We start from the raw sequence: 24,593 nt of genomic DNA, 5'->3' as shown, positions 1-24,593 counted from the left end.
CCAAGTCGAACACCACCTGCATCTTCATCAACCAGCTGCGCGAGAAGATCGGCGTGATGTTCGGCAACCCCGAGACCACCACCGGCGGCCGGGCCCTCAAGTTCTTCTCCTCGGTGCGCATCGATATCCGCCGCATCGACTCCATCAAGCAGAACGGCGACGTGGTGGGCAACCGCGTGCGCGCCAAGGTCGTGAAGAACAAGGTGGCGCCCCCGTTCCGCCAGGCCGAGTTCGACCTCATGTACGGCGAGGGCATCTCGCGCGAGGGCTGCATCGTGGACATGGCCGTCGAGTGCGGCGTGGCCAAGAAGTCGGGCGCGTGGTACACCTACGGCGAGGAACGCCTGGGCCAGGGCCGCGAGGCCGCCAAGCAGACGCTGAAGGAGAACCCCGACCTGCGCGAGGAGCTGGAGACCAGGGTGCGGGAGGCCTACGAGATCCCGATCATCGAGGCCCCCTCGGCCGACGACTCCTTCAACCCGGCGCCGAAGGCCGCCGGCAAGAAGAAGTAGCGGCCCTGTGACCGCCAAGGCAGACATACTGGCATCGCTGCGCGCCGACATCGCCTCCATCGAGCACGGCGGGAGCGCTTCGCGCCCGACAGCCGGAGCGCGGCAGAATCGCGTCGCCGAGGAGGAGGCGGCCCGGACGGTCCATGTGCGGGGATGCCGCCGGCCCCCCGTCGCCCCCGGAGCCGAATCGGCGGGGGAGGGGACTGGGTCCGATTTCGGCGCGAGGGGAAAGGAAGCCGGGGCCGGGCGCGGCGACGGGAAGACGGCGGAGGAGGCCTTCCGGAAGATTCTCCGCTGGGCCTCGGCGCGCGAGCGCTCCACCGCCTACGTGCGCGAGCGCCTCGCGCGCGACGAGTTTTCCGCCGAGGCGATCGAGGAGGCGGTGGGGCGCGCCTGCCGCGTGCACGCCCTCGACGACCGCCGCTACGCCGACGCGCTCGTGCGCGCCACCTTGTCCGCGGGCTGCGGTCTGCGGCGCGCCGAGGAGGAGATCCGCGCCCTCGGCATCGAGCCCGACACCCTCGATGCCTGGGCGGAGCACGCCGAGGCCGGGCGCGAGGCGGATGTCGCCCGCGCCCTCGAGGTGCTGCGCCGCCGTCCGCCGAGGGCGCGGGCGGCGCGCGAGGCGGCCTTCCGCAAGCTCGTGGGCCGGGGCTATCCCGCCGACGTGGCCTCCACGGCCGCCCGGCTCTGGTTCGAGGAGAGCCAGGGGGCCTGAGGCGCGCCCTCTCGCCCAATCAGGGGGTTCTCTTCTCGCGCTCATCGGGTATACTGTTCATTGTGGCTTTTTGAGCAATGTACCCGCTGGGTATTTGATATAGACAACGGTATACGTCGAATGTCCTCGCACGCATATGCTCTTGCCCGGCCACGGGCTTTTTTTATGACATGAATTGGGCGTGAAGGCCCAGATGAAAGGAGGAATCGCGATGGATCCCGTGATGATCGTCGTTATCGTTGCCGTCGCCATCGTCGGCGCTGTCCTCGGTTTCATCGTCAATCGTTTCATGACCGCCGCATCCCACAAGCAGGCCGCCGGCGAGGCGGCCGGCCTGGTGGAGGACGCGCGCAAGCAAGCGGAGACGATGCGCCGCGAGGCCGAGATCGAGGCGAAGGACCAGGCCCTGCGCTACCGGCAGGAACTCGAGGAGGAGAAGAAGGAGCGCATGCGCGAGGTGCGCTCGGCCGAGAGCCGCGTGGCCCAGCGCGAGGAGACGCTCGCCCAGCGCGAGGAGTCCCTCGACCGCCGCGTGGAGTCCCTCGACGCCCGCGAGCACCAGCTGTCGTCCCTGCAGGGGCAGGTGGAGCGCCGCGAGCGCGACGTGAACGAGGCCGAGAGCGCCATCGAACGCCACCGCGAGGAGGCGCAGGTCGAGATCAACCAGGCCCTCGAGCGCGCTGCGGGCATGAGTCCGGAGGAGGCCAAGGCCGAGCTGCTCGAGACCATCCGCGACGATGTGACCCGCGAGTCGGCCGTCATCATCCGCGACGCCGAGACGCGCACCAAGGCCGAGGCCGACAAGAAGGCCCGCGAGATCCTGAGCCTCGCCATCCAGCGCGTGGCCGCCGACCACTCCGCCGAGTCCACAGTGTCCACGATCCACATCCCCTCCGACGACCTGAAGGGCCGCATCATCGGCCGCGAGGGCCGCAACATCCGCTCCTTCGAGCAGCTGACCGGCACGAATCTCATCATCGACGACACCCCCGAGTGCGTCACTATCTCCTGCTTCGACCCGGTGCGCCGCGAGATCGGTCGCGTCACCATGGAGAACCTCATCGCCGACGGCCGCATCCACCCCGCCCGCATCGAGGAGATGTACGACAAGGCGGTCCGCCTCGTGAACCAGCGCGTCCAGGAGGCCGGCGAGCAGGCCACCTTCGACGCCGGCATCCACGATTTGCACCCCGAGCTCGTGAACACCCTCGGGCGCCTGCGCTACCGCACCTCCTTCGGCCAGAACGTGCTGAACCACTCGCTCGAGGTGGCCTACCTGGCCTCCGTCATGGCCTCGGAGCTGGGTCTCGATCCCATTCCCGTGAAGCGCGCCGGCCTCCTGCACGATCTGGGCAAGGCGGTCGACCACGAGGTGGAGGGCAGCCACGCCGTCATCGGCGCCGATCTGGCCCGCCGCTTCGGCGAGCGCCCCGAGATCGTCCACGCCATCGAGGCCCATCACAACGACATCGAGCCGAACTCCGTCGTCGACGTGCTCATCCAGGCCGCCGACGCAGTGTCCGCGGCGCGCCCCGGCGCCCGCAAGGAGACCCTCGACGCCTACATCAAGCGACTGGAGAAGCTCGAGGAGATCGCCAACGCCCATGCCGGCGTCGAGCGCACCTACGCCATCCAGGCCGGCCGCGAGGTGCGCGTCATGGTGGAGCCCGAGGTGGTCGACGAGGCCGCGTCCGTCGTGCTCGCCCACGACATCGCCCAGCAGATCGAGAACGAGATGCAGTACCCGGGCCAGGTGAAGGTCGTCGTCATCCGCGAGAGCCGCGCGGTGGATTACGCGAAGTAGCCCATGGCCGACGACGGGCTCGCCGATTTCATAGACACCGTCTGCGGAGAGAGCCGTCTTCGGGTCGAGGCCGACCTCGGAGACGGCTTCGTCCGTCTGCGCAGCTCCGAGGCGGAGCGGCGCCAGGCCGCCCAGGACATCCGCTCGAGCGAGGACATCGTCATCGAGCTTCTGCGCAATTCCCGCGACGCGGGCGCGCGCCACATCTTCGTGGCCACGCAGCGCGCCGGCTCCCAGCGCCTCATCACCGTCGTGGACGACGGCGGCGGCATCCCCGCCGCCCAGCACGAGCGCATTTTCGAGCCGCGCGTCACCTCGAAGCTCGACACGGCGCACATGGACAAGTGGGGCATGCACGGCCGGGGCATGGCGCTCTACTCCATCTCCGAGAACGCCGCCGAGGCGCGGGTCTGCCTCTCGACGCCCGGATGCGGAACGAGCCTCTCCGTGCGCACGGACACCGATCAGCTGGGGGAGAAGACCGACCAGTCCACCTTCCCCCGCTTCGAGCGCGGGCCGGAGGGCGTGCTGGCCATGCGGGGCCCCAAGAACATCGTGCGCACCGTGGCGGAGTTCGCCCTCGAGCACCGGGGCGAGGTGGCGGTCTTCCTCGGCACGCCCGTGGAGATCGCCGCGACCCTGCACGCCTTCGGCATGGCGACCCTCTCCGCGGCGGTGCGCGCCTTCCCGGGGAAGACCGAGGGCTTTCCCATCGTGAAGCAGCCGGCCCTCATGGGAGGGCCCGACGAGTTGGCCGCCTGGTGCGAGTCCGCCGGGCTGCCGCTGTCGGGCCGCTCCGCCCGCCGCATCATCGACGGCGTCGTCGGGGCCGTGCCGGCCATGCTGGATCGCATCCGGAACGAGGGCCTCGGCCCGGTCGCGTCCGAACCCGCCCGCAGCCCCCGCCGCAGCGCGGGGCGCGGCCTGCAGCTGGCCGCGGAGGACGTCGAGCGGCTGTCGGAGGCGGCGCGCACGGCGGTGGAGTCCCTCGCCGGGCGCTACTACCTCGACGGCGTGGGCGATCCGCGCGTGTCGGTCGGAGCCGATGCCATTCGCATCACCGTTCCCATCCGCACGATGGACTAGGGCCCTCGTGCCTGTTGCGCCACCTGGTCTCATTGGGTAGAATGGAAACGTTTGAACCTCGGGGCCAACGCCCCGCGATTCGCCACCAAACGAACCTGCAACAAACCAGCAACCGCGCCATACACGACAAGGATCAGCCCGTGCCAACCATCACAGATTCCAAGCCCTCCATCGGCTGCCTCAAGGTATCCTCGAAGTCTTCCCCCGCATCGGTGGCCGGAGCCATCGCGGGCATGATAAAGGACGGCTCCACGGTCGAGATCCAGGCCGTGGGCGCCGGGGCGGTGAACCAGGCCGTCAAGGCCGTCGCCATCTCGCGCGGCTTCCTCTCGCCGGTGGGCATCGAGATCTGCTGCATCCCCTCGTTCGCCGACATCGTCATCGACGGCGAGTACCGCACCGCCATCCGCTTCGCCGTGGAACCCCGCGGCGCCGTCGCCGTCGCCGTGGACGCGGCGGCGCTCTAGGCCTCGGATCGAGAACCGCCATGGGCGTTTCCTTCGAGGGCTCCACCTTCTGCATCCACACCTTCGGCTGCCAGATGAACAAGCACGACTCCGAGCGGGTCGCCGGCATGCTCGAGGGCCTCGGCTCGCTTCCCGTGGAATCCATCGAGCAGGCCGACATCGTCGTGTTCATGACCTGCTGCGTGCGCGAGGCGGCCGACACGCGCCTCTACGGCCAGGTGGCCTCCATGAAGAACATCCCGCTGCGTGAGGGCGCCCCCTACGCCAAGCGCTACATCGCGGTGGGGGGCTGCATCGGCCAGCGCGACGGCGAGAAGCTCGTCGAGCAGCTGCCGCACCTCGACGTGGTGTTCGGCACTCACAACCTGGGGTCGCTGCCAGGGCTGCTCGCCTCGGCCATCAACCGGGGCGACCACGCCGTGGAGGTTCTCCCCGCCAGCTCCGAGTTCTCCTCGTCGCTGCCGACCGACCGGGAGCACGCCTGGGCCGCGTGGCTGCCCATCACCGTGGGCTGCAACAACTTCTGCTCCTACTGCATCGTGCCCTACGTGCGCGGCCGCGAGAAATCGCGCGCCCTCGAGGACATCGCCGAGGAGGCGCGGCGCTACGTTGAGTCGGGTGTGAGGGAGATCACCCTGCTCGGCCAGAACGTGAACTCCTACGGGCGCGATTTGTACGGCGAGCCGCGCTTCGCCGATGTGCTGGATGCGGTGGATGCCTCCGGCGTGGAGCGCCTGCGCTTCGCCACGAGCCACCCGAAGGACCTCATCGACGAGGTCATCGCGCGCTTCGGCACGCTGCGCTCGCTCATGCCGGCGCTTCATCTGCCCGTGCAGTCGGGCTCGAACCGCATCCTTGCGGCCATGAACCGCCGCTACACCCGCGAGCACTATCTCGGCCTCATCGAGAAGCTGCGCGCCGTCGTGCCGGACATCGCGCTGTCCACCGACATCATCGTGGGCTTCCCCGGCGAGACCGAGGAGGACTTCATGGACACCTACCGCCTCGTGGAGGAAGTGGGCTACGGCCAGGTGTTCACGTTCATCTACTCCAAGCGCGAGGGAACGCCGGCCGCGGCCATGGAGGACGACACGCCGCGCGAGGTCATCCAGGAGCGCTTCGACCGCCTGGTCGAGCTCGTCCAGCGCAAGGCCTGGGAGGCGAACCAGGGCGAGCTGGGGGCGACGGTCCCGATGCTCATCGAGGGCACGTCTAAGCGCGACGGGCTCGTGCTCGCCGGCAAGAGCCCCAAGAACCAGACCGTCCACGCGCCCGTGCCCGCCGGCGTGCGGGCCGAGGACCTCGTCGGCACCATCGTGCCGGTGGCCGTCGACGAGGCGCGCACCTGGTACCTTTCCGGCACGGTCGTCGATGCCTAGCGAGGGCCGCCCCGTCATCGCCATCGTCGGCCCCACGGCCTCGGGCAAGACCGATGCGGCCCAGATCGTGGCCGCGGCCCTCGATGGGGAAGTGGTGAGCGCCGACTCCATGCAGATCTACCGGGGCATGGACATCGGCACCGGCAAGCTGCCGGCCGAAGAGCGCATCGTGCCCCATCACGGCTTCGATCTCGTCGACCCCGGCGAGCCCTATTCGGCCGCGCTGTTCCAGGACTTCGCCCGCGCGGCATTTCGCGACATAGAGAGTCGAGGGAGACGCTCTGTGCTCTGCGGGGGCACCGGGCTCTACGTGCGGGCCGCCATCGACGCCTACGAGTTTCCCGCCGGCGACCAGGAGGCCAACCCCGTGCGCGAGCAGTGGACCGCCTTCGCCGAGGAGCACGGCGCCCAGGCGCTCTGGGACGAATTGCATCGCCGCGATCCGGCCAGCGCCGAGGTGCTGCACCCCAACAACGTGCGCCGGGTCGTGCGCGCCTTCGAACTTCTGGAGGAGGGCCGCAGCTACGCCGAGCAGAAACGCAACCTGGCCGCCATCCCCGAGGCCGTGCCCTCGGTGCAGTTCGGCCTGGCGGTCGATCCCGCCATTCTGGCCGCGCGCATCGACGCCCGGGTGGACGCCATGGTGGCCGCCGGCCTGGTGGAAGAGGTTCGGGGCCTTATGGACGCCGGCTTCCGCGAGGGCGTGACCGCCCCGCAGGCCATCGGCTACAAGGAGATCGTAGCCGCGCTCGAGGGACGCTGCACCATGGAGGATGCCGTCGCCGCCATCAAGCAGGCAACGCGGCGCTACGCCAAGCGCCAGCGCACCTGGTTCCGCCGCGACGCCCGCATCCGCTGGATCAACGCCGATGCGGGCGATGCCGAGGCAGTGGCCGGCGAGATTCTGAAGGAGCTTCCATGACTGAATATCAATCTGTAATCCAAAAGGGGCCGGCCACGCAGGCCGAGGAGCGCCGCGAGCGCGCCGTCATCGTGGGCGTGGACCGCCCCGGGCTCGAATGGCCCCTCGAATCGTCGTTGGCCGAGCTGGAGCGTCTGGCCGACACTGCCGGGGCCGACGTGGTGGCCTCGACGACCCAGCGGCTCGACGCGCCGAATCCCCGCACGTTCGTCGGAAGCGGCAAGGCCGAGGAGATCGCCGAGCTGGCCCGGACAACCGAGGCCGACCTCGTCATCTTCGACGACGAGCTGACGCCCTCCCAGCAGGCGAACCTCGAGAAGGTGATGGACAAGTCGGTGAAGGTCATCGACCGCACGGCGCTTATCCTGGATATCTTCGCCCTGCACGCCACCTCCAAGGAGGGGCGCCTGCAGGTGCGCCTGGCCCAGAACCAGTACCTCTATCCCCGTCTGCGCGGCATGTGGGCGCACTTGGCGTCGAATCGCATGGGCGGCGGCGTGGGATCGCGCTTCGGCGAGGGCGAGAGCCAGCTGGAGGTGGACCGCCGCATGGTGCGCAAGCGCATCACGAGCATCCGCCGCGAGCTCGCGCGCCTGGCCGATGTCCGGTCGCTCCAGAGGGAGAGCCGCTACGGGAGCGGTATGTTCAAAGTGGCGCTGGCCGGGTACACGAACGCCGGGAAGAGTTCGCTCATCAACCGGCTCACCGGCGCCGACGTGCTCAGCTACGACAAGCTGTTCGCCACCTTGGACTCCACCACCCGCAAGTTCGAGCTTCCCGAGGGCCGCGAGATCACCGTGACCGACACCGTGGGCTTCATCCAGAAGCTGCCCACCACCCTCGTCGAGGCGTTCAAGTCGACCCTCGATGAGATCACCGGCGCCGACCTCATCCTGCACGTGGTGGATGCCTCGTCTGCGGAGTTCGAGGGGCAGATCGACGCGGTCTGCGACGTGCTCGAGCAGATCGGCGCCGAGTCCATCGCCACCATCGAGGTGTTCAACAAATGCGACCTGCTCGACGCCGAGACGCTCGCAGGCCTTCGGCGGCGCTTCCCCGCGGCCCAGTTCGTCTCGGCGCGCACCGGCGAGGGCACAGAGGCGCTCGTGGCGGCCATAGCGGCGGCGGCCTCGGCGGCCGATACGAAGCTCGACGTGGTGATTCCCTACCAGCGGGGCGACTTGGTCTCGCTCGCCCACGAGCGGTGCCATATCATCTCCGAGGCCCACGAGGGGGACGGCACCCATATCCAGATGCTCGTCGGCGCGGCCTGGGCGTCCATCTTCGAGCCCTTCGCCATTCACGCCTCCTAGGGCCGCTTCTGGCGCCCTCGGCGCGCTCCGCGCGGGTGCTTCCGCCAACGGGCGGCACGAGGGCAAGAGAATGCCTATAACGCCGGCGCCCGCGCACGAGCTTCTGCCCGAGGGGCAGGGGAGAGGAGTCCCGTGATAAGAGGAGGGCGGCCGCAACCTATCGCCGCAGCCGCCCTCCTCGGGTAGATGGAGCCGGATGGACCCTACAGGCGGCGGAACACCGCCACGACCTTGCCGGCAATGGAGCAGTCGCTCACGATGATGGGCTCCATGGAGGAGTTCTCCGGCTGCAGGCGGATATGGTCGGTCTCCTTGTAGAAGCGCTTCACGGTGGCCCCGTCGTCCACGATGGCCACGACGATGTCGCCGTTGTTCGCCACCGGCTGCTCCTTCACCACGACGTAGTCGCCGTCGTTTATGCCGACCTCCACCATCGAGTCGCCGCGCACCGACAGCATGAACGACGGCGCGTCGCCCACGATATCGGTGGGCAGGGTGATGGTGTCGGTGATGTTCTCCTGGGCGAGGATGGGCGAGCCTGCGGCCACATCGCCCACGAGCGGCACGTTGACGAGCTTGCTGTAGCTGTCTGCCAGGGCGGCCGAGGGCGCCTCGTCAATGGGGTAGGTGAGGGCGATGGAGCGCGATTTGAGGGGGTCGCGCTTGATGTAGCCCTTGTCCTCGAGAGCCTTGAGATGCACGTGGACGGTGGAGGGGGAGGACAGGCCGAGGGTCTGGCACACCTCCCGAACCGTGGGTCCGTAGCCCTTCTCGCGAATGCACGCCTCGATGCAGTCGAGCACCGCCTGCTGCCGCCTGGTCACTTTCTGAGTCATCGCGCGTCCTTTCTATCAGGCGTACATTTGTTTGGAAATTTCATTGACATGAACCTTTGTTCGTTCTATTATAACTGCGAACAAAGGTTCTACGCAAGGGGAGAGGAGAGAAAAAATGAGCCGATACGAATTCCCCATCGCCTTCGCCCTCGGCACCATAGCGTCCTTCCTCGTATTCTTCGCCTGACGACAACGGAAGCCGACGTGTCGCGACGGTAGCAATGTTTTGAAGAACGGGGGCCGGCGGCGCCTATGAGGTATCATGGGTAGCCGACTCATTGTTAGGAGAATCCATGCGCTGTCCTTCCTGCGGTTACCCTGAATCGAAGGTCGTCGACTCCCGCTCGGCGGACGAGGGCCTTTCCATACGCCGGCGTCGCGAGTGCCTCGAGTGCGGCACGCGCTTCACGACCTACGAGCGCTTGGCCGAGAATCCCATCATCGTCATCAAGGCCGACGGCTCCTCGGAGGTGTTCGATCGCGCGAAGCTCATGCGGGGCCTGCTGATCGCCTGCGCCAAACGGCCCATCACGCCCGAGAAGGTGGACAGTCTCATCGCGAGCATCGAGGCCGAGCTGCGCTCGACCCAGCGCATGGAGATCAAGTCGAAGGATCTGGGCGACATGGCCCTCGCGCGCCTGGCCAAGCTCGACGACGTCGCCTATATTCGATTCGCGAGCGTCTACAAGGACTTCCAGAGCGTCGAGGAGTTCTCCGCCGCGCTCGGAGAGATAGGGTAGGGGCCGCCATGGATGTGAGCGTCTCCCTCCTGAACCCCGATCTTCCCGCCCCGGCCTACGCCCATCCGGGCGACGCAGGGCTCGATCTGCGGGCGGCCGTGTCGGGCACCCTCAAGCCCTTCGAGCGCATGACGGTGCCGTGCGGGTTCTCCATGGCCATACCCGAGGGCTACGCCGGCCTCGTCATCCCGCGCAGCGGGCTGGCCTCGCGCCACGGCGTCTCCGTCGTGAACGCTCCCGGCCTCGTGGACAGCGGCTACCGCGGAGAGATCATGGTCGTCCTTGTGAACCTCGATGCCCACGAGGAGTTCTCCTTCGAGGTCGGCGACCGCATCGCGCAACTGACGATCATCGCCACTCCCTTTGTTACTTTACATAACACCGATCAACTGCCGGAAAGCTCCCGCGGGGCCCAGGGTTTCGGCAGCAGCGGTGTCCGCTAGAGAGGATGCCCCCATGACCGATCTGCAGCAGAGGAAACCCGAGGAGCCCTCGGGCGCCGACAGTCCCGAGGGCCAGCTTCCGACCGGAGGCGACCCTGCGGGGTTGCCCGGGCCGCAAGAGCCGCAGGTGCCGCGCCCCACGGGCACCGACTACGAGCTGAAGTCCGCGCGCACCTTGGCCACCATCGCCACCATTGCCGGCCCGGTGTCCCTCATCATCGGCGGCGTGGCCCTGAGCACGGTGGCGCTCGTATGCGGCATTATCGCCTTCGCGAAGGTGCGCCGCACCCTGGCGGCCATGGAGCCTTCCGAGCGCTTGTACGCCCGCGCCCTCAAGCAGACCGCGCTCATGGGCATCGTCATCGCCGCGGTGGCGCTGACGCTCAACGCCGTGAGCGTCGCGCTCATGATGCCCGTGCTCCTCGAGGCGATGCAGACCGGCGACTACTCGGCCATCCTCGGCGACGCCGCCGGCTCGATCCAAGATGTCCCGGGCACCGGCGGCGGCAGCGCCTGGGGCTAGCCGCCACTCTCGCTTTCTGTCCCTTGAGAGATGAAAGGATGATAATATGTGTTATGTAAAGTCGAAATCGTGTACCCTTACTCATGGGATTCTCGCTGCTCTCGTCGCCTTGACGATGGCTGCGGGGCTTTGCGTCCTCGGAGGCTGCTCGGGCGGCCAGAGCGCCGAGGATGTCATTCGCGAGAAGCTCACGAGCGAGCTCGATAGCATCAAGAACATCGACGACTCCTTCGTCACCGACTTCTCCGAGAGCATCAACATGAGCCAGCTGTCGGTGTACGGCATCGACGGCGTGGAGTTCATGAAGGCCTACCTCGAGGGCTTCGACTACAGCATCGACTCCATCAGTGTCGAAGGCGATACGGCCAAGGCCCAGATCACGCTCACCTGCAAGAGCTACACCGGCTACCAGCAGGCGCTGCAGGCCGCAGTCGACGCGATCACCGAGGATCCCGATTCGCTCGTGGGGCTCTCCAACGACGACATCAACAAGAAGATCGGCGAGATCGTCATCGGATCCCTGGACGGCGTGGAGCTGGCCGCAACCGAGCCGGTCACGATCAACTACACGAAGACCGACAACGGATGGGAGCCGGCGTCGTCGACATCCGGCGACATCGCTGCGGCGCTCATGACCAATTAGCGCGGAGGCGATGCCGTCTCGTGCCGAAGGCGCCCCGCAAAGGGCGCCTTCTTCTATAATAACCCGAGGTAGTTTTCGAGAATTGGAAGAAGCGAACATGAGTACGATATCAGAGCAGAGCAAGAGGGGAGGGTACTCTCCCCTCTCCCCCGCCCTGGCCTGGCAGCTGGCGGCGGTGCACACCTGGCCCGCCTCCGTCATGCCCGTGCTGGTGGCGGTGGGATGCGCCGTGGGCCGCGGCTACGAGCCCTCCCCGCTCATGGCCGCGCTCCTGCTCGTCATCTGCGTCCTCATGCAGGCGTCGGTGAACACGTTCAACGACTACTTCGACTTCGTGAAGGGTAGCGACACGGCCGACGACAACGTGGAGGTCACCGATGCCGTGCTCGTGTACAACAACGTGAACCCCCGATCGGTGCGCCGGCTCGCCATCGGCTTTTTGGCCGCCGCCTTCCTGCTCGGCGTCCTCGTGATCGCCGCCCGGGGGCCCATCCCCCTCGTCATCGCCCTCGTCGGAGCCGTCATCGTCGTCGCCTACTCGGGCGGCAAGACGCCGCTGTCCTACCTGCCCGTGGGCGAGGCGGTCAGCGGTATCGTGATGGGCGGTCTTATCCCCCTGGCCTGCTTCCAGGCGCTCACCGGCGTGCTCGACTTCACGGTGCTCGTCTGGGCGCTGCCCACCGTCATCGGGGTGGGGCTCATCATGATGACCAACAATGCCTGCGATATCGAGAAGGACATTGAGGCCGGGCGCCGCACGCTTCCGGTGTTGCTGGGCCGCGAGCGCGCGCGGGCGGCCTACCACGGGCTCATGGCCGCCTGGGTCGTCCTCATCGCCCTCGTCGTCGCCCTGTGGTTTTCCCGCGGCCTCATCGTGATGCCCTTCATGGCGCTTGCCGCCTACCCGCTTTTCGCCGCGCAGTGGAGAAACCCCCTCTCCCCTGCCGCCCGCATCGGCGCCATGGGGCAGGTGGCCAGCGTGAATGTCGCGCTCGGTGCCTTCTACGCCGCGGCGCTCATGCTCTAGGGCAGCGTCCTCCCGAAGGTCCTAGTGCCAGGGAATCTGGACGAGGTCGGGGAAGCGCGCCCCGAGGTCCTCGAGGGAGAAATCGCGCAGCAGCTCCTCGGGAGTGGCCGGCTCGTCCGTCGGCGCCAGCCCCGTGATGCCCGCGATGTGCCCGATCACCGCCTCGGGCGTGCGGTAGCGCGCCAGAAGCTCGTCGAGGGCGGCGTCACGGTCGCGCTTCGACAGCCGCCGGTTCAGCTCCCCCACGATGAGCGGCACGTGGGCGTAGGCCGCGCGCGGAAGCCCCAGAAGTTCCTGCAGGTATATCTGCTGCGGTGTGGAGCACAGCAGGTCCACGCCTCGCACCACTGAATTCACCCCCTGGGCGGCGTCGTCCACCACCACGGCCAGCTGGTAGGCGAAGGCCCCGTCGGCCCGGCGCACGAGGAAGTCCCCGCACTCCTCGGCGAGGTTCTGCGCGTAATCGCCCTGGATGAGATCGCGCAGGGCGACTTCGCGGTCGGGAACTATAAGGCGCGTGGCGGCTCTGCGCCCCTCGCGCTCCCGGCAGGCGCGCTCGGCGTCGCTCAAGTGCCTGCAGGTGCCCGGGTACACCGGCTTCTCGCCGCGGTGGGGAGCCGAGGCGGCGTGAAGGTCTGCCCGGGTGCAGTAGCACGGGTACAGAAGCCCCCGCCTTTCGAGGGACTCGAGCGCCGCCCGGTACGCCTCGTCGCGGTCGTGCTGGAAGCAGGGGCCCGCGTCCCACGTGAGGCCGAGCCGCTCGAAATCGCGCTGCACGGCATCGGCGAAGCAGGGCTTCGAGCGATCCCGATCCAAGTCCTCGATGCGCAGCACGATGCGGCCGCCCTGGGACTTCGCCACAAGCCAGGCGACGAGCGCGGAGAAGATGTTTCCCGCGTGCATGCGCCCCGAAGGCGACGGCGCGAAGCGCCCGACGACGGGGGCCGATGGGCCCGCGGGAGAGGTGCCGGACAGGGCTTCCGAGGTTTCCATGGAGCAGCCGCCCCTTCCTGCGCGATTGCCGCCCGATGCGGCCTATTTCCCGCGCTGGTCGTCGACGTGCTTCGCCTTGCCGATGGCGCGCTCGATCCCGCCGGGCTCCACGAGGCGCACCGTCGGCGCCACGAGCAGGGTGCCCTTCAGCTTCTCGGCGATGCGGGCGCGCAGGGCGTCCATGGACTCGAAGGAATCGGAGAACGCCTCGGGGCGCAGCTCGGTCTCCACGATGAGCTCGTCCATGCCGCTCTTCGTCCGCACGATGATGTGGTAGTGGGGCGTGACCTCCTCGATGCCCGTGAGCACGTCCTCGATCTGCGAGGGGAATACGTTGGTGCCGCGGATGATGAGCATATCGTCCGAGCGCGAGCGCACCTTGTCCATGCGCGCCAGGGTGCGCCCGCAGGCGCAGGGCTCGGTGTGCACGGCGGTCAGGTCGTGGGTACGGTAGCGCAGCACGGGAATGCCCTGCTTGCAAAGCGGCGTGAGCACGAGCTCGCCCACCTCGCCCTCGCCCACCGGCTCGCCGGTCTCAGGATCGACCACCTCCCACAGGAAGTGGTCCTCGGCGATGTGCTGCTGGAAGCGCTCGGCCAGGCACTCGCCCGACACGCCCGGCCCCATCACCTCGGTGAGCCCGTAGTTGTCGGTGCACACGATGTGCATGCGGCGCTCGATCTCGGCCTTGAGCCCCGGCGGGCACGGCTCGCCGCCGAAGAGGCCCACGCGAAGGGGCGAGGCTTCCCAGTCGTAGCCCATGGCCTCCCCCACCTCGCAGATGTGCATGGCATAGGAGGGCGTGGCCACGAGCACCGTGGTGCCGTAGTCCTCGATCATCTGGATATGGCGCTCGGTGTTGCCCGATCCGGCCGGGATCATGGCGCAGCCCAGGCGCTGCAGGCCGTAGTGCAGCCCGAAGCCGCCGGTGAACATGCCGTAGCCGAAGGCCATCTGGGCCACATCCCCGGGCACGACGCCCGCCATCTGCACGAGCCGCGCGATGCACTCGCTCCACATATCCATGTCGCCTTCGGTATAGCCCACCACCACGGGCTTTCCCGTGGTTCCCGATGAGGAGTGCAGCTCGCGGATCTCGTCCATGGGCACGGCGAACAGCCCGAAGGGGAAGGTGTCGCGCAGCACGGCCTTGTCGGTGAAGGGCAGCTTGCGCACATCGTCCAGCGTCTGGATGTCGGCGGGCGCCACGCCCATCTCGTCCATCTTCTCGCGGTAGTACGGCACGCGCTCGTAGGCGTAGGCCACCGTCTCCTTCAGCTTGGCAAGCTGCACGGCGCGGATCTCCTCGCGCGACGCGCACTCGATCTCGGGCTTGTAGATGGGCAACGCGTCGAAGCGGCCGGCCGCCGCGGCGGCGAGCGCCCCGCCCTTGGCAGTCACATCGATGGTGGCGGGAACCTCCACGGCTAGGCCTCCTTCCCGTCGCGCGCGGCGACGAAGCGGGCGATGTCGTCCTGGGAGATCATCTCCACCGGCTCCTCGGCCAGAAGCTCGCGGGCCCGCTCGGCGTCGGTCACCGAGAGCACGATGTAGGTGGAGATCATCGAGTAGCAGTACACCACGTTGATGCCGCAGCGGGCGAGCACCCCGATGACGCGCGAGAGCTCACCGGGTGTATCTTCCAATTTCAGGCAGAGCACCGGCGTGACGGTGCAGGCGCAGCCGGCCTCCTTGAGCGCCGCGAGCGCCGCCTCGGGGCGGTCCACCACAAAGCGCAGGATGCCGTACTCGCCGGTGTCGGCCGCCGAGAAACCCCGCACGCTGACGCCGGCCTCCTCGAACAGGCCCAGCACCCGGCCCATATGGCCGGGACGGCTGTTGGCGAAGACGCTGATCTGGGACACGGTCATAACGCTCACTCCCCTTCTCTCTCGGCTACGAAGGCGCGCCCGGCCGCAAGCGCCGCGAGGTTCGCCTCCACGGTGCGCTCGGGTACGCGCGCCGCCACGGTGCGCTCCCAGATGTCCTCGGGAATGTCGAGCATCGCCGAGAGCGCCCCCACGAGCACCACGTTCGCGCATTTGGCGTTCCCGCAGGAGCGCGCGATGGCATCGGCAGGCACGAGCAGGGCCCCGGCCTCGATAAGGCGCTCCCGGGCACGCTCGGGCATCTTCGCCGCGCCGGTCAGCACGGGCAGGGGCTTGATAGCCTCGTCGTTCACGATAAGCGAGCCACCCGCGGCCAGCTGCGGCAGATTGCGCAGGGCCTCGGTGGTCTCGAAGGCCACCACCACATCGGCGGCGCCTAAGTCGGACACCATGGACTCGACGTGGTCGCCCACGCGCACCACGGTGGTCACCGCGCCGCCGCGCTGGGCCATGCCGTGGATCTCGGACACCTTCACATCTCGCCCCGCCGCGAGGCAGGCGGCGGCCAGCAGGTCGGCCGCCAGGATGGTGCCCTGGCCGCCGACGCCGCACAGGAGCACGGTCGTGGTCTTGTTCTCCATCATCGCCTCCCTATTCCGGAACGATCGCGTTGAAGCGGCAGTACTGGACGCACTGGCCGCAGCCGATGCACAGGGCCGTGTCGATCAGGGCCACGCCGCGCTCGTCGCGGGCGATGGCCGGGCAGCCCAGGGTGGCGCACGAGCCGCAGGCCGTGCACGAGGCGTTCACCCACAAAGGCCGTGCCGGCTTGCGCTCCAGAAGCACACAGGGCGAGCGGAACACGATGACCGAGATGTCGTCGGTGGCCGTGGCTTCCTTGAGGGCGGTCCGCACCGCCGCGGCGTCGTTGGGGTCCACCGTGCGCACGTCATCCACGCCAAGGGCCGCCACCACGGCCTCGATGTTCAGCTCGCGGCTCGGCCGGTTCTGCAGGGTCACGCCGTTGAAGGGGTTGCCCTGGCGGCCGGTCATGGCGGTGGTGCGGTTGTCGAGCACGCACACGGTGCCCGCACCGCGGTTGTACACCGTGGAGATGAGCGAGGAGAGCCCCGAGTGGGCGAAGGTGGAGTCCCCGATGACGGCGGCGACGGGCTTGTGCTCGGTGCCGGCCAGCGCCAGCTCGAAGCCGTGGGCCATGGACACCGACGCGCCCATGTCCACGGTGGTGTCCATGGCCGACAGCGGCGGCAGCGCGCCCAAGGTGTAGCAGCCGATGTCGCCGGTGACGATGGCGCGCATGCGGGCGAGCTCCTTGAAGACGAGCCGGTGCGGGCATCCCGGGCACAGCGCCGGGGGGCGCGCCGGCACATCGGGCGCGGCATCGGCGTGGGGCGGCTCTTCGAGGCCGAAGGCGGCGCGCACGAGGCCCGGGGACAGCTCGCCGGCCCGCGGAAGCCCGCAGGGCGGCTCGCTCACGGCCACGCCGCAGGCGGCCACGGCATCGGTCAGGTAGCAGGAGCCCTCCTCCACCACGTAGAGGCGCTCCACGCTGTCGGCGAAATCGCGCAGCGCCGCCGCGGGAAGCGGCCAGGTGACGCCCAGCTTGAAGACGGAGGCCTCGGGCAGCGCCTCCGCCACGTGCTGGAAGGCGGCGCCGGCGCACACCACGCCGATCTTATCACCGCGGCGCAGCACCTCGTTGTAGGGGCACGTCTCCGCCCATTCCCGCAGCGCGTCGATGCGCGCAAGCTGCACGATGCGGCGGGGCTTGGCGAAGGCGGGCATCATGACCCACTTCGCCGGGTTCTTCTCGTAGGGCGAAAGCGGCCGCTCGACGCGCTCACCGGGTTCCACCGGCGTCTTCGTGTGCGAGATACGCACCGAGGAGCGCAGCATCACGGGCACGTCGAAGCGCTCGGAGATATCGAAGGCGTCGCGGGCGAAGGCGAGCGCCTCGGCGGAATCGGCCGGATCGAGGCAGGGAATGGCGGCCGCCTGGGCGTAGTAGTGGGAGTCCTGCTCGTTTTGGGAGGAGTACATGCCCGGATCGTCGGCGGCCAGGATGACAAACCCGCCGCCCACGCCGGTGTAGGCGGCCGTGAACAGCGGGTCGGCGGCCACGTTCACGCCGACGTGCTTCATGGTGGCGAGCACCCGCGCGCCGGCGGCCGAGGCGCCGATGCCCACCTCGACGGCCACCTTCTCGTTCACACACCACTCGGCGTAGACGCCCTCCTTGGCCGCGAAGGCCTCGAGGGTCTCGGTGGAGGGCGTGCCCGGGTACGCCACGCCGATGGCGCACCCCGCCTCCCACGCGCCCTGGGCGATGGCCTCGTTTCCCGACATCAGTTCCATGTATCTCCTCGCTTCCCCACGCTGCCGGGGCTGGGCGCTTCCCCGTGCCCCGGCAGACGCCTAGTTCTCCTCGTACTGCAGGCAGAAGGTGCCGATCTGGATGAAGTCTCCCGGGCGCAGGGTACGCGCCTCCACGTTCTCGTTGTTCACCCACACGCCGTTGAACGAGTTCGCGTCGCGGATGACGTAGCAGCCGCCCTCGGGCTCGATGGCGGCGTGCATGCGCGAGACGGTCATGTCGTTCAGGAAGATGGTGCACTGGGGCGAGCGGCCGATGGTGACCGGCTCGCTGCCGAGCGCGTAGGCCATGCCCACCTTCGGCCCGCGCACCACCGAAAGCGACGCGCGTGCCGGGGCAGCCTCGCGCACCGGGGCGGCATCGCCCTCCATGGCGAGCGGCTCGAAGGCCTGGGTGGCGCCGAGCAGCTTGAAGCCGCAGGTGGGGCACACGGCGTCCTCGGGCGATACCGCGTGGGAGCATACAGGGCAAAGTTCGGTCATGGCCGTCCTCCTTATTCGCCGGACCCGGCTGCCGGGTCCGCTTGCTGATCGTCTCGGGGCTCGTCGGAGCCGTCCTCCTCGCCGGAGGCGAGGGCGGCCACCGACTGGGCGCCCCGCGTGGACGACTTGTCGTAGATGAGCGGGCACTCGTTCACCACCACGGGTTCGGCCACGAGGTCCTCGCCGGCAAGACCGTGCCACAGGCGGTCCCACCAGATGCCGATGCCCTGGAAGAAGTCGGGCGCTGCGGCGTTCTCGCAGGCCAGGAGGTCCTGGGTGGCGATGAGCTGGCCGCCTTGGTAGAAGTTGGCGGTACCCACCTTGTCGCCGGCGCGCACCGAGCCGGGCAGGTCGTCGAAGACGAGCTCCTGGCTCACGTTGCCCGCCGGCGCGAACACCTCCACGGCGGCGTCGGGATCGGCCAGGGTGGCCGGGACGCGCTTGTCGGGCCAGGCCGTGAAGGGGACCTCGGCGATGACGGGCACCTCGCGGCGCGCCCCGTCGACCTCCATGGTCGCCGTACGGTCGCTGTGGGCCAGCTTGTAGCTCACGCGGTTGTCGTAGACCCAGTTGAAGAGGATCTTCGTGTCGTCGAAGCGGGCGGTGTCGGAGGGGCAGCCGAGCACCACCGAGATGAGGTCGCCCCCGCCGCGGTTGCACGCGCCGGCGAAGGAGTTGCCGGCGGCCTCGGTGTAGCCGGTCTTGATGCCGCAGGCCCCCTCGTACACCCCGAGGAGCATGTCGGACGAGGTCAGGTCGAGGGTGGCCACCTGCCCGTCGGCGCGGGTGACGGCGATCTGGGCGCTCGGCTTGGCCACGATGGAGCGGAAGGTGTCGTTCTTCATGGCGTAGGCGCACATGACGGCCACGTCCTGGGCCGTGGAGTACATCTCGTTGTCGAACTCGTCGATGTCGAGGCCGTGGGGGTTGGAGAACAGCGAGTGCGTCATGCCGATCTCGGCGGCCTTGGCGTTCATGGCGGCCACGAAGGCGTCGTTGGGGCTCTGCCCCTGCTGGGCCAGCGACGATCCCACCGTCTCGGCGATGGCGATGGCCGCGTCGTTGCCCGAGGGCACCATGAGCCCGGTGAGCGCCGCCTCGAGCGTGAGGGTGTCGCCCGCCAGCAGGTTCGCCGAGGACTCCCCCACCGCCGCCGCCTCCGGCGTGACGGTGACGAGGGTGTCGAGGGGCAGCCCCGAGTCGAGCGCCACGATGGCCGTCATCACCTTGGTGATGGAGGCGATGTGCGAGCTCGCGTCGGCGTCGCGCGAGAACAGCACGCTGCCGTCCTCGCCCACGAGGATGGCGAACTGCGCCGTCACGTTCGGGCAGGCCACCGCCGGCAGCCCCCGCGCCTCCACGGTCTCCCCGAGGATGACGTCCTCGGCTCGCACATCGGCCCAGGCCGCAGGTGCCGCGGCGAGCGGCCAGGCGAGGGAGAGCGCCAGCGCGAGGGCGAGCGCGTACCGAGTCAGGCGGCCGCTCGGGGGCGCGGCGGCCACTTGGCGGCTAGCTCGGATCGACAACGTAGACCTCTTCCGGCGCGAGGACGGTGAAGCCGGCTTGGGCCAGCGCCTCCTCGGCGCCGTCGCCCTCGATCTTCAGCACGTCGATGGCGTGGCCGTCTCCGGCGGCGAAGCAGTAGCCGTACTCGATGTTCATCGAGGACTCGTGGCAGAACTCCAGAAGGCGCGCCAAGGTGCCCGGCTCGTCGGCCACCGACACGGCGATGACCGGCGTGAGCGTGGCGCGGAAGCCCGCCTCGGCGAGCGTGGCGGCGGCCAGCGCCGGAGTGTCGCAGAAGATGCGCACGATGCCGAAGTCGGCCGTGTCGGCGATGAACAGCGCCTGCATGTTGATGCCGGCGTCAGCGAGCGTGCGGCTGGCGGCGGCCAGGCGCCCCTTCTCGTTGGCGAGGAAAACGGTGAGCTGCGAGATCATTAGTTGGCCTCCCCTCTCAGGTCGATGACGCGCTTGGCCTTGCCCTCCGAGCGCGCGATGGTCTTGGGTTCCACGAACTTGATGTCGACGGCCACCTGCAGGTTGCTCTTGAGCGCGGCGGCCAGGCGGCTGCGCAGGTCCTCCAAAAGGCGCACCTCGTCGATGGGGAAATCGGGCTCGGTCTCCACCTGGAGCTCCACATGATCGAGCGGGCCGCGGGTGGTGAGCACGATCTGGTACTGGGTCGCGATCTCGGGGAACTCGGTGATGACCTGCTCGATCTGCGAGGGGAACACGTTCACGCCGCGAATGATGAGCATGTCGTCGGTGCGCCCGAGCAAACGCCCGATCTTGCGGTGGGTGCGCCCGCAGGCGCACGGCTCGGCGTTGATGGTGGTCACGTCGCGGGTGCGGTAGCGGATCATCGGCGAGCACTCGCGGGTGAGCGTGGTGATGACGAGCTCGCCCACCTCGCCGTCGGGGAGCACCTCGAGCGTCTCGGGATCGATGATCTCGCAGAGGAACTGGTCCTCGGCGATGTGCAGGCCGCCGCGCTCGGCGCACTCCATGGCCACGCCCGGGCCCATGATTTCCGATAGGCCGTATACGTCGCAGTACTGCAGCCCCAGCTTGTCGGCGATCTCCTGGCGCATGTTCTCCGAGCAGGGCTCTGCGCCGAAGATGCCGCCCGATACCTGGAACTCGGTAGCCGGGTCGTAGCCCATCTCGATAGCCGTGTCGGCGATGAGCAGCGCGTAGGAAGGCGTGCAGCACAGGATATCGGTCTTGCAGTCCTTGAGCATCTGCACCTGGCGCTTGGTATTGCCCGACGAGGTGGGGATGACGGTGCAGCCCATGGCCTCGCCGCCGGCGTGGGCCCCAAGTCCGCCCGTGAACAGGCCGTAGCCGTAGGACACCTGGATGGTGGACTCGCGGGAGCCGCCCACCATGGCGATGCCGCGGGCGAAGCAGTCGCCCCAGTTTTTCAGATCGGCGGCCGTGTGCCCCACCACCGTGGCCTGGCCCGTGGTGCCCGAGGAGGCGTGGATGCGGGCCACGTCGGCGTTCTCGCGGGCGAACATGCCGAAGGGGTAGTTGTCGCGCATGTCCTGCTTCACCACGAAGGGGAACTTCTCCAGATCCTCCAGGCAGGTGATGTCGTCGGGCGTCACCCCGGCCTCGTCGAAGCGCTCGCGGTAGAGCGGCACGTTCTCGTAGGCGTTGCGCACCGACTCGCGCAGCCGCTCAAGCTGCAGCTCGCGAAGCTCCTCGCGGGGCATCGCCTCAATCTCCGGTTGAAACACGGGCGTCCTCCTTATCGTCGTCCGATTCCTCGGCCTTGTCCTTCTCGGCTTCCTTCTCCAGGTCCCGCTCCTGCTCCTCGATGGGCTTCTCGGAGCTCGTTATCTCGTCCCACGGCTTGCCCTCGTCGGGGTGGGCCTCGCCGTCGTCGGCCTCCTCCTCGGCGGGCGCATCGGCGCCGGGGGCGTTGGGGCCCTCGACGATCACCTCGTCGATGGGGGCGTAGTTCGACACGAAGTCCTCCTCGTGCAGCAGGTTGCCCGCGCGGTCGCGCACGATGCGGTGCACGGTCACGCGGCGGCCGTCGGCGCCCTTGGTCTTCACATAGCGGGTTCCCGCCGGCTCGCTCTCGTCCACCTTCGTGCGGGTCTTGTAGGCCTCGCCCTCCTCCCAGTCGCCGGTCTGGGCGGTGACCACGTAGCCCGGGTCGATGCCGTAGAGGGTGACGGTGAGAGTGGTGTCGGTGTAGCGCGTGCGCACGAGCACGTCGGAGGAGCTGTCGTTGACCCAGGAAAGATCCAGATCAGGATACGCGATAGCCGCGTCGCGGCCGGTGGGATAGCTGGAAATGTAGAGGGAGTGGTTTCGCCGCTCGGTCACGGGGAAGCCCGCCTCGAACACGGCGTTGAACACGGTGGTGGCCACCTGGCAGATGCCGCCGCCGATGGCGTCCTCGTACTCGCCGTTCACGATGGCGTGGGCGGCCTGGAAGCCGTTCGCCTCGTTGGCCTCCCCCATGACGTCGTTGAACGACCAGGTGCCCCCGTTCGCCTCCGCGACGGAATCGGTAAGCCGGTCGGCGGCGTGGTGGATGTTGTGGCGGCGGTTGGCGGTCCCCGCCCCGTCGTTGTACTCGGTGGTGAACGAGGCGATCTCGCCGATGAGGCCCAGATCGACCGCCTCGTCGAAGGTGGCCCGGGCCGGCGCGTCCCCCCAGCCGATCTCGACGGAGGGCGCCCCCGAGACGGCGGTGCCCGAGCGGTCGAACTCGCCGAAGAGCGCCTCGCGGGCGACCGCGAGCGCGTCGGCGACGAGCGGGTAGCGGCTGCCGGCGCCCGTGGACACCCACACCTCCCCGTCGGCCCGGTCAAAGGACACCGTGACCGCCGAGGCGAACCCGGCGTCGCGGATGAGGCCGATCAGATCGGCGCGGGCCGTCTTCTCGTCGAGCACGGGGGCGAGCACGTAGCCCTCGCCCGCCGGCCGCACCTCGGTGGCGATCCAGTTCCCCAGATCCTGGCCGGAAAGGGTCCAGGAGGTTCCCTCGAAGGAGAAGGAGGCTCCCGTATCCAGGGCCGCCTGGATGGCGGCCCGGGCCTTCTCGGCGCCGGCCTCGTCGATGCGCAGCGGCGCGTAGGAGGCCTCGGCCACGAAGGAGACGTTCTCGGGATCGTCCCCCAGAAAGCCCTCCGTCAGAAGATCGGTGAAGTGCGCACGGTCGACGATGGTGCCCTCGTGGCCCTCCACGAGGCGGGCCTGGCCCTCCTCCACGGCCACGTCCCAGTCCTGGCGGGGCTCGCCGATGGTGGCGTCGATGTCCGAGGCGAGGGCCTCCACGGCCTCCTCGTCGAAGGCGAGGCGCACGGGCACCGACCGGCCCTCCCGGGCCGCGTCGATGCGGGCGGCCACGTCGCCGTCCCGGCCGATGGCGAAGGCCTCGTCCACCAGCTCGCTGACCGGCAGGTGCGCGCCCAGGGTGCCCGCCTCGGCCACCCACAGAAGCTTGTCGGCGCGGGCCTCCTCCACCGAGAGCTGCTCGGCCTGGGCCTCCTGCTCGGCCAGCTCGGCCTCCACATCCACCGAGGCGCGGGCCTCCTCGCTCGCGTACACCACGGCCCGTCCGCGGGAGGCGCGGTCGCCGTAGGCCTCGCTCACGGCGGCGCGGGCCTCCTCGACGGTCATGCCCGATACGTCGACGGAGCCGATGGAGATGCCGGCGTAGATGCGCGCGTCGTTGATGAGGCGGTCGGCGGCCCAGGCGCCCCCGCCGAGAAGTCCGGCGAGCAGCACGACGGTGACCGCGATGACGGGCAGCTTGCGCCTGCGGCGGGGCTGCACGATGGGAGAATGCTGGATGCGCGGGCTCGCGTAGTCGGGCGCGCCTCCCCGCCGGGCGCGGCGGCCCGCTGCGGGTGCCGGAGAGGCCGAGGGACGTCGGGGCGGGGGCGTCGAGGCGCCGGGGCGCGAGGGCCGGCCTGCCGCCGTCGGACGCTCCGGCCGCGCGCCCGCGTGGCGCGCGCGGGATGCGTCGGCGGCGTGGCTGCCGGCGCGGCTCGGCCGGTCCTGGCCGTGCCGGGGAGCGCTCCCCGAGGCCTGGGAGGACGTGGGACGCGGCCGCGGGGACGAGGGCCGGTCGGGGCGGGCCGGACGTCCGGCTCCCTCGCGCGCGGCAGCTCCTGACGGGCGCTCGCCCGCACCGGAGGCGGTCCGCCCGTCGCGCACCGAAGGCATGGAGAGGGAGCCCGCGGCGCGGCGCGTCGGACGGGGGCGCTCGGCGCTGTCCCTACGCGGCGCCATGTCCGGAGAGCCTTTCCGCGGCGAGCGCGGAGCGAAGCTTGCCCGCGGCGCTGACGGAGTAGTACACGGTCACCCCGAGGGACAGCGCGAGCCCCGCGTAGATGAACCAGATGCCCCAGGAGACGGCCTCGCCGTTGAAGCCGGGCAGCCACGAGAGGTCGCACCAGCCCAGCCCGGGGATGAGGGGCCAGTTCAAGAGCAGCCCCGAGAAGCCGATGAACAGAAACGTGGTGGCGAACTTGCCCGGGTAGACGACGGGCACGCGGATGCGGTGCCGCGAGAGGAGCCAGCCGCCCCCGATGAGCAGGTAGGCGTCCCGCACGATCACCACGACGATGACCCACAGGGGGATGCGCCCCACGAGGAACACGCCGAGCACGCCCGTGACCATGAGGATGCGGTCGATAGCCGGGTCGAGCAGCTGCCCCAGGCGGGAGACGGTGTGGGTGCGCCGGGCGATCTGCCCGTCGAGGAAGTCGGTAGCCGCGGCCGTGGCGAACACGAGGGTTGCCGCGAGGTTCTGCCCGTTCAAGAGCAGGACCAGGTAGAGCGGCACCATGAGCAGCCGCACGAGGGAGACCACGTTGGCGAGCGTGAAGATATCGCGGGTGACCTCGTCGGCCCCTCCCGTCCCATGCTTCTCCATCTCGGCCATCGACGCCTTCCCCTTCCCAAAAAATCCGGACTCCGTGGGCGGAGTCCGGACGATAGTGCCAGATTT

24 protein-coding genes and 1 pseudogene are annotated in these 24,593 nt (G+C 69.1%); 13 read left to right on the top strand and 12 right to left on the bottom strand.

The window, feature by feature from the left end; translation table 11 throughout:
• The 8 genes and pseudogenes from Q5064_RS04985 to hflX form a co-directional block, all read left to right on the top strand.
• A pseudogene (locus tag Q5064_RS04985) lies at positions 1–512 on the top strand (DNA recombination/repair protein RecA); the annotation flags it as partial.
• Positions 513–519: 7 nt separating this feature from the next.
• Complete coding sequence (locus Q5064_RS04980; protein WP_302962782.1) at positions 520–1,230, top strand: regulatory protein RecX; 711 nt, start codon at positions 520–522, stop codon at positions 1,228–1,230.
• A 211-nt stretch (positions 1,231–1,441) separates the two neighbouring features.
• Positions 1,442–3,034: a ribonuclease Y gene (rny, locus tag Q5064_RS04975; protein ID WP_302962781.1), complete on the top strand. Its 1,593-nt coding sequence runs from the start codon at positions 1,442–1,444 to the stop codon at positions 3,032–3,034.
• 3 nt (positions 3,035–3,037) lie between these two features.
• Positions 3,038–4,120, top strand: a complete 1,083-nt coding sequence (locus Q5064_RS04970) for an ATP-binding protein (RefSeq protein ID WP_302962779.1) — start codon at positions 3,038–3,040, stop codon at positions 4,118–4,120.
• 170 nt (positions 4,121–4,290) lie between these two features.
• The gene (locus Q5064_RS04965) at positions 4,291–4,587 is read left to right on the top strand and encodes a stage V sporulation protein S (protein ID WP_302962786.1); all 297 of its coding nucleotides are present in this window, start codon (positions 4,291–4,293) and stop codon (positions 4,585–4,587) included.
• A 20-nt stretch (positions 4,588–4,607) separates the two neighbouring features.
• Complete coding sequence (miaB, locus tag Q5064_RS04960) at positions 4,608–5,966, top strand: tRNA (N6-isopentenyl adenosine(37)-C2)-methylthiotransferase MiaB (protein WP_302962777.1); 1,359 nt, start codon at positions 4,608–4,610, stop codon at positions 5,964–5,966.
• Positions 5,959–6,888: a tRNA (adenosine(37)-N6)-dimethylallyltransferase MiaA gene (gene miaA / locus Q5064_RS04955; RefSeq protein WP_302962774.1), complete on the top strand. Its 930-nt coding sequence runs from the start codon at positions 5,959–5,961 to the stop codon at positions 6,886–6,888. The genes miaB and miaA overlap by 8 nt, the downstream gene beginning before the upstream one ends.
• A complete protein-coding gene (hflX, locus tag Q5064_RS04950) occupies positions 6,885–8,201 on the top strand; it encodes a GTPase HflX (protein WP_302962772.1) in 1,317 nt (438 codons plus the stop codon). Before miaA ends, hflX begins: the two co-directional genes overlap by 4 nt.
• A 203-nt stretch (positions 8,202–8,404) precedes the next feature.
• Here hflX and lexA read toward each other — a convergent pair whose 3' ends face one another.
• Positions 8,405–9,037 (bottom strand): transcriptional repressor LexA, encoded by a 633-nt coding sequence (lexA, locus tag Q5064_RS04945; RefSeq protein ID WP_302962770.1) that lies wholly within the window; start codon positions 9,035–9,037, stop codon positions 8,405–8,407.
• Positions 9,038–9,330: 293 nt separating this feature from the next.
• Between lexA and nrdR the strand changes: the two genes are divergently transcribed.
• The 5 genes from nrdR to Q5064_RS04920 all read left to right on the top strand — a co-directional run bounded on the left by nrdR (position 9,331) and on the right by Q5064_RS04920 (position 12,413).
• Entirely contained in the window at positions 9,331–9,777 is a 447-nt protein-coding gene (nrdR, locus tag Q5064_RS04940; protein ID WP_302962768.1) for a transcriptional regulator NrdR, read from the top strand.
• Positions 9,778–9,785: 8 nt separating this feature from the next.
• Positions 9,786–10,220 (top strand): dUTP diphosphatase, encoded by a 435-nt coding sequence (gene dut / locus Q5064_RS04935; protein ID WP_302962767.1) that lies wholly within the window; start codon positions 9,786–9,788, stop codon positions 10,218–10,220.
• A 13-nt stretch (positions 10,221–10,233) separates the two neighbouring features.
• Complete coding sequence (locus tag Q5064_RS04930; protein WP_302962766.1) at positions 10,234–10,743, top strand: hypothetical protein; 510 nt, start codon at positions 10,234–10,236, stop codon at positions 10,741–10,743.
• A gap of 46 nt (positions 10,744–10,789) precedes the next feature.
• Complete coding sequence (locus Q5064_RS04925) at positions 10,790–11,386, top strand: hypothetical protein (RefSeq protein WP_302962764.1); 597 nt, start codon at positions 10,790–10,792, stop codon at positions 11,384–11,386.
• Positions 11,387–11,483: 97 nt separating this feature from the next.
• Positions 11,484–12,413, top strand: coding sequence for a prenyltransferase (locus tag Q5064_RS04920; RefSeq protein ID WP_302962763.1), 930 nt, complete (start codon positions 11,484–11,486; stop codon positions 12,411–12,413).
• A 21-nt stretch (positions 12,414–12,434) separates the two neighbouring features.
• On the opposite strand, the gene gluQRS is transcribed toward Q5064_RS04920, so the two are convergent.
• The 11 genes from gluQRS to Q5064_RS04865 are packed head-to-tail and all read right to left on the bottom strand — an operon-like array spanning position 12,435 to position 24,527.
• Positions 12,435–13,406, bottom strand: a complete 972-nt coding sequence (gene gluQRS, locus Q5064_RS04915) for a tRNA glutamyl-Q(34) synthetase GluQRS (RefSeq protein ID WP_302962762.1) — start codon at positions 13,404–13,406, stop codon at positions 12,435–12,437.
• Positions 13,407–13,448: 42 nt separating this feature from the next.
• On the bottom strand, positions 13,449–14,831 hold the full coding sequence (locus Q5064_RS04910) for a phenylacetate--CoA ligase family protein (protein WP_302962760.1): 1,383 nt from the start codon (positions 14,829–14,831) through the stop codon (positions 13,449–13,451).
• A 2-nt stretch (positions 14,832–14,833) separates the two neighbouring features.
• Entirely contained in the window at positions 14,834–15,277 is a 444-nt protein-coding gene (locus Q5064_RS04905; RefSeq protein ID WP_302962784.1) for an amino acid-binding protein, read from the bottom strand.
• 5 nt (positions 15,278–15,282) lie between these two features.
• A complete protein-coding gene (locus Q5064_RS04900) occupies positions 15,283–15,876 on the bottom strand; it encodes an indolepyruvate oxidoreductase subunit beta (RefSeq protein WP_302962758.1) in 594 nt (197 codons plus the stop codon).
• Between the two features lie 10 nt (positions 15,877–15,886).
• Positions 15,887–17,611: a thiamine pyrophosphate-dependent enzyme gene (locus Q5064_RS04895; RefSeq protein ID WP_302962756.1), complete on the bottom strand. Its 1,725-nt coding sequence runs from the start codon at positions 17,609–17,611 to the stop codon at positions 15,887–15,889.
• A 60-nt stretch (positions 17,612–17,671) separates the two neighbouring features.
• Positions 17,672–18,112, bottom strand: a complete 441-nt coding sequence (locus Q5064_RS04890) for an FHA domain-containing protein (protein WP_302962754.1) — start codon at positions 18,110–18,112, stop codon at positions 17,672–17,674.
• Between the two features lie 11 nt (positions 18,113–18,123).
• Positions 18,124–19,638 carry a D-alanyl-D-alanine carboxypeptidase family protein gene (locus tag Q5064_RS04885; protein WP_302962752.1) on the bottom strand — a complete coding sequence of 505 codons (1,515 nt, stop codon included), beginning with the start codon at positions 19,636–19,638 and terminating at the stop codon, positions 18,124–18,126.
• Complete coding sequence (locus tag Q5064_RS04880) at positions 19,622–20,053, bottom strand: amino acid-binding protein (RefSeq protein ID WP_302962751.1); 432 nt, start codon at positions 20,051–20,053, stop codon at positions 19,622–19,624. Before Q5064_RS04880 ends, Q5064_RS04885 begins: the two co-directional genes overlap by 17 nt.
• Positions 20,053–21,333, bottom strand: a complete 1,281-nt coding sequence (locus tag Q5064_RS04875; RefSeq protein ID WP_302962783.1) for a phenylacetate--CoA ligase family protein — start codon at positions 21,331–21,333, stop codon at positions 20,053–20,055. The genes Q5064_RS04880 and Q5064_RS04875 overlap by 1 nt, the downstream gene beginning before the upstream one ends.
• A gap of 4 nt (positions 21,334–21,337) precedes the next feature.
• A complete protein-coding gene (locus tag Q5064_RS04870) occupies positions 21,338–23,872 on the bottom strand; it encodes a VanW family protein (protein ID WP_302962749.1) in 2,535 nt (844 codons plus the stop codon).
• Complete coding sequence (locus Q5064_RS04865; RefSeq protein WP_302962747.1) at positions 23,859–24,527, bottom strand: CDP-alcohol phosphatidyltransferase family protein; 669 nt, start codon at positions 24,525–24,527, stop codon at positions 23,859–23,861. Before Q5064_RS04865 ends, Q5064_RS04870 begins: the two co-directional genes overlap by 14 nt.
• Between the last annotated feature and the right edge of the window lie 66 nt (positions 24,528–24,593).

The organism is uncultured Adlercreutzia sp. (genome assembly GCF_958431955.1).
GTDB lineage: Bacteria > Actinomycetota > Coriobacteriia > Coriobacteriales > Eggerthellaceae > Adlercreutzia.
The sequence above is the reverse complement of the archived record's forward strand: the minus strand, read 5'-3'. Positions and strand labels throughout refer to the sequence as shown.

Coding starts and splice junctions, on each gene's coding strand:
- Q5064_RS04870 (WP_302962749.1), bottom strand. CDS start 23,872: ATGGCGCCGCGTAGGGACAGCGCCGAGCGCCCCCGTCCGACGCGCCGC.
- dut (WP_302962767.1), top strand. CDS start 9,786: ATGGATGTGAGCGTCTCCCTCCTGAACCCCGATCTTCCCGCCCCGGCC.
- hflX (WP_302962772.1), top strand. CDS start 6,885: ATGACTGAATATCAATCTGTAATCCAAAAGGGGCCGGCCACGCAGGCC.
- rny (WP_302962781.1), top strand. CDS start 1,442: ATGGATCCCGTGATGATCGTCGTTATCGTTGCCGTCGCCATCGTCGGC.
- Q5064_RS04865 (WP_302962747.1), bottom strand. CDS start 24,527: ATGGCCGAGATGGAGAAGCATGGGACGGGAGGGGCCGACGAGGTCACC.
- Q5064_RS04875 (WP_302962783.1), bottom strand. CDS start 21,333: ATGCCCCGCGAGGAGCTTCGCGAGCTGCAGCTTGAGCGGCTGCGCGAG.
- Q5064_RS04930 (WP_302962766.1), top strand. CDS start 10,234: ATGACCGATCTGCAGCAGAGGAAACCCGAGGAGCCCTCGGGCGCCGAC.
- Q5064_RS04970 (WP_302962779.1), top strand. CDS start 3,038: ATGGCCGACGACGGGCTCGCCGATTTCATAGACACCGTCTGCGGAGAG.
- Q5064_RS04925 (WP_302962764.1), top strand. CDS start 10,790: ATGTGTTATGTAAAGTCGAAATCGTGTACCCTTACTCATGGGATTCTC.
- Q5064_RS04890 (WP_302962754.1), bottom strand. CDS start 18,112: ATGACCGAACTTTGCCCTGTATGCTCCCACGCGGTATCGCCCGAGGAC.
- miaB (WP_302962777.1), top strand. CDS start 4,608: ATGGGCGTTTCCTTCGAGGGCTCCACCTTCTGCATCCACACCTTCGGC.
- Q5064_RS04920 (WP_302962763.1), top strand. CDS start 11,484: ATGAGTACGATATCAGAGCAGAGCAAGAGGGGAGGGTACTCTCCCCTC.
- Q5064_RS04895 (WP_302962756.1), bottom strand. CDS start 17,611: ATGGAACTGATGTCGGGAAACGAGGCCATCGCCCAGGGCGCGTGGGAG.
- Q5064_RS04900 (WP_302962758.1), bottom strand. CDS start 15,876: ATGGAGAACAAGACCACGACCGTGCTCCTGTGCGGCGTCGGCGGCCAG.
- nrdR (WP_302962768.1), top strand. CDS start 9,331: ATGCGCTGTCCTTCCTGCGGTTACCCTGAATCGAAGGTCGTCGACTCC.
- Q5064_RS04880 (WP_302962751.1), bottom strand. CDS start 20,053: ATGATCTCGCAGCTCACCGTTTTCCTCGCCAACGAGAAGGGGCGCCTG.
- gluQRS (WP_302962762.1), bottom strand. CDS start 13,406: ATGGAAACCTCGGAAGCCCTGTCCGGCACCTCTCCCGCGGGCCCATCG.
- miaA (WP_302962774.1), top strand. CDS start 5,959: ATGCCTAGCGAGGGCCGCCCCGTCATCGCCATCGTCGGCCCCACGGCC.
- lexA (WP_302962770.1), bottom strand. CDS start 9,037: ATGACTCAGAAAGTGACCAGGCGGCAGCAGGCGGTGCTCGACTGCATC.
- Q5064_RS04905 (WP_302962784.1), bottom strand. CDS start 15,277: ATGACCGTGTCCCAGATCAGCGTCTTCGCCAACAGCCGTCCCGGCCAT.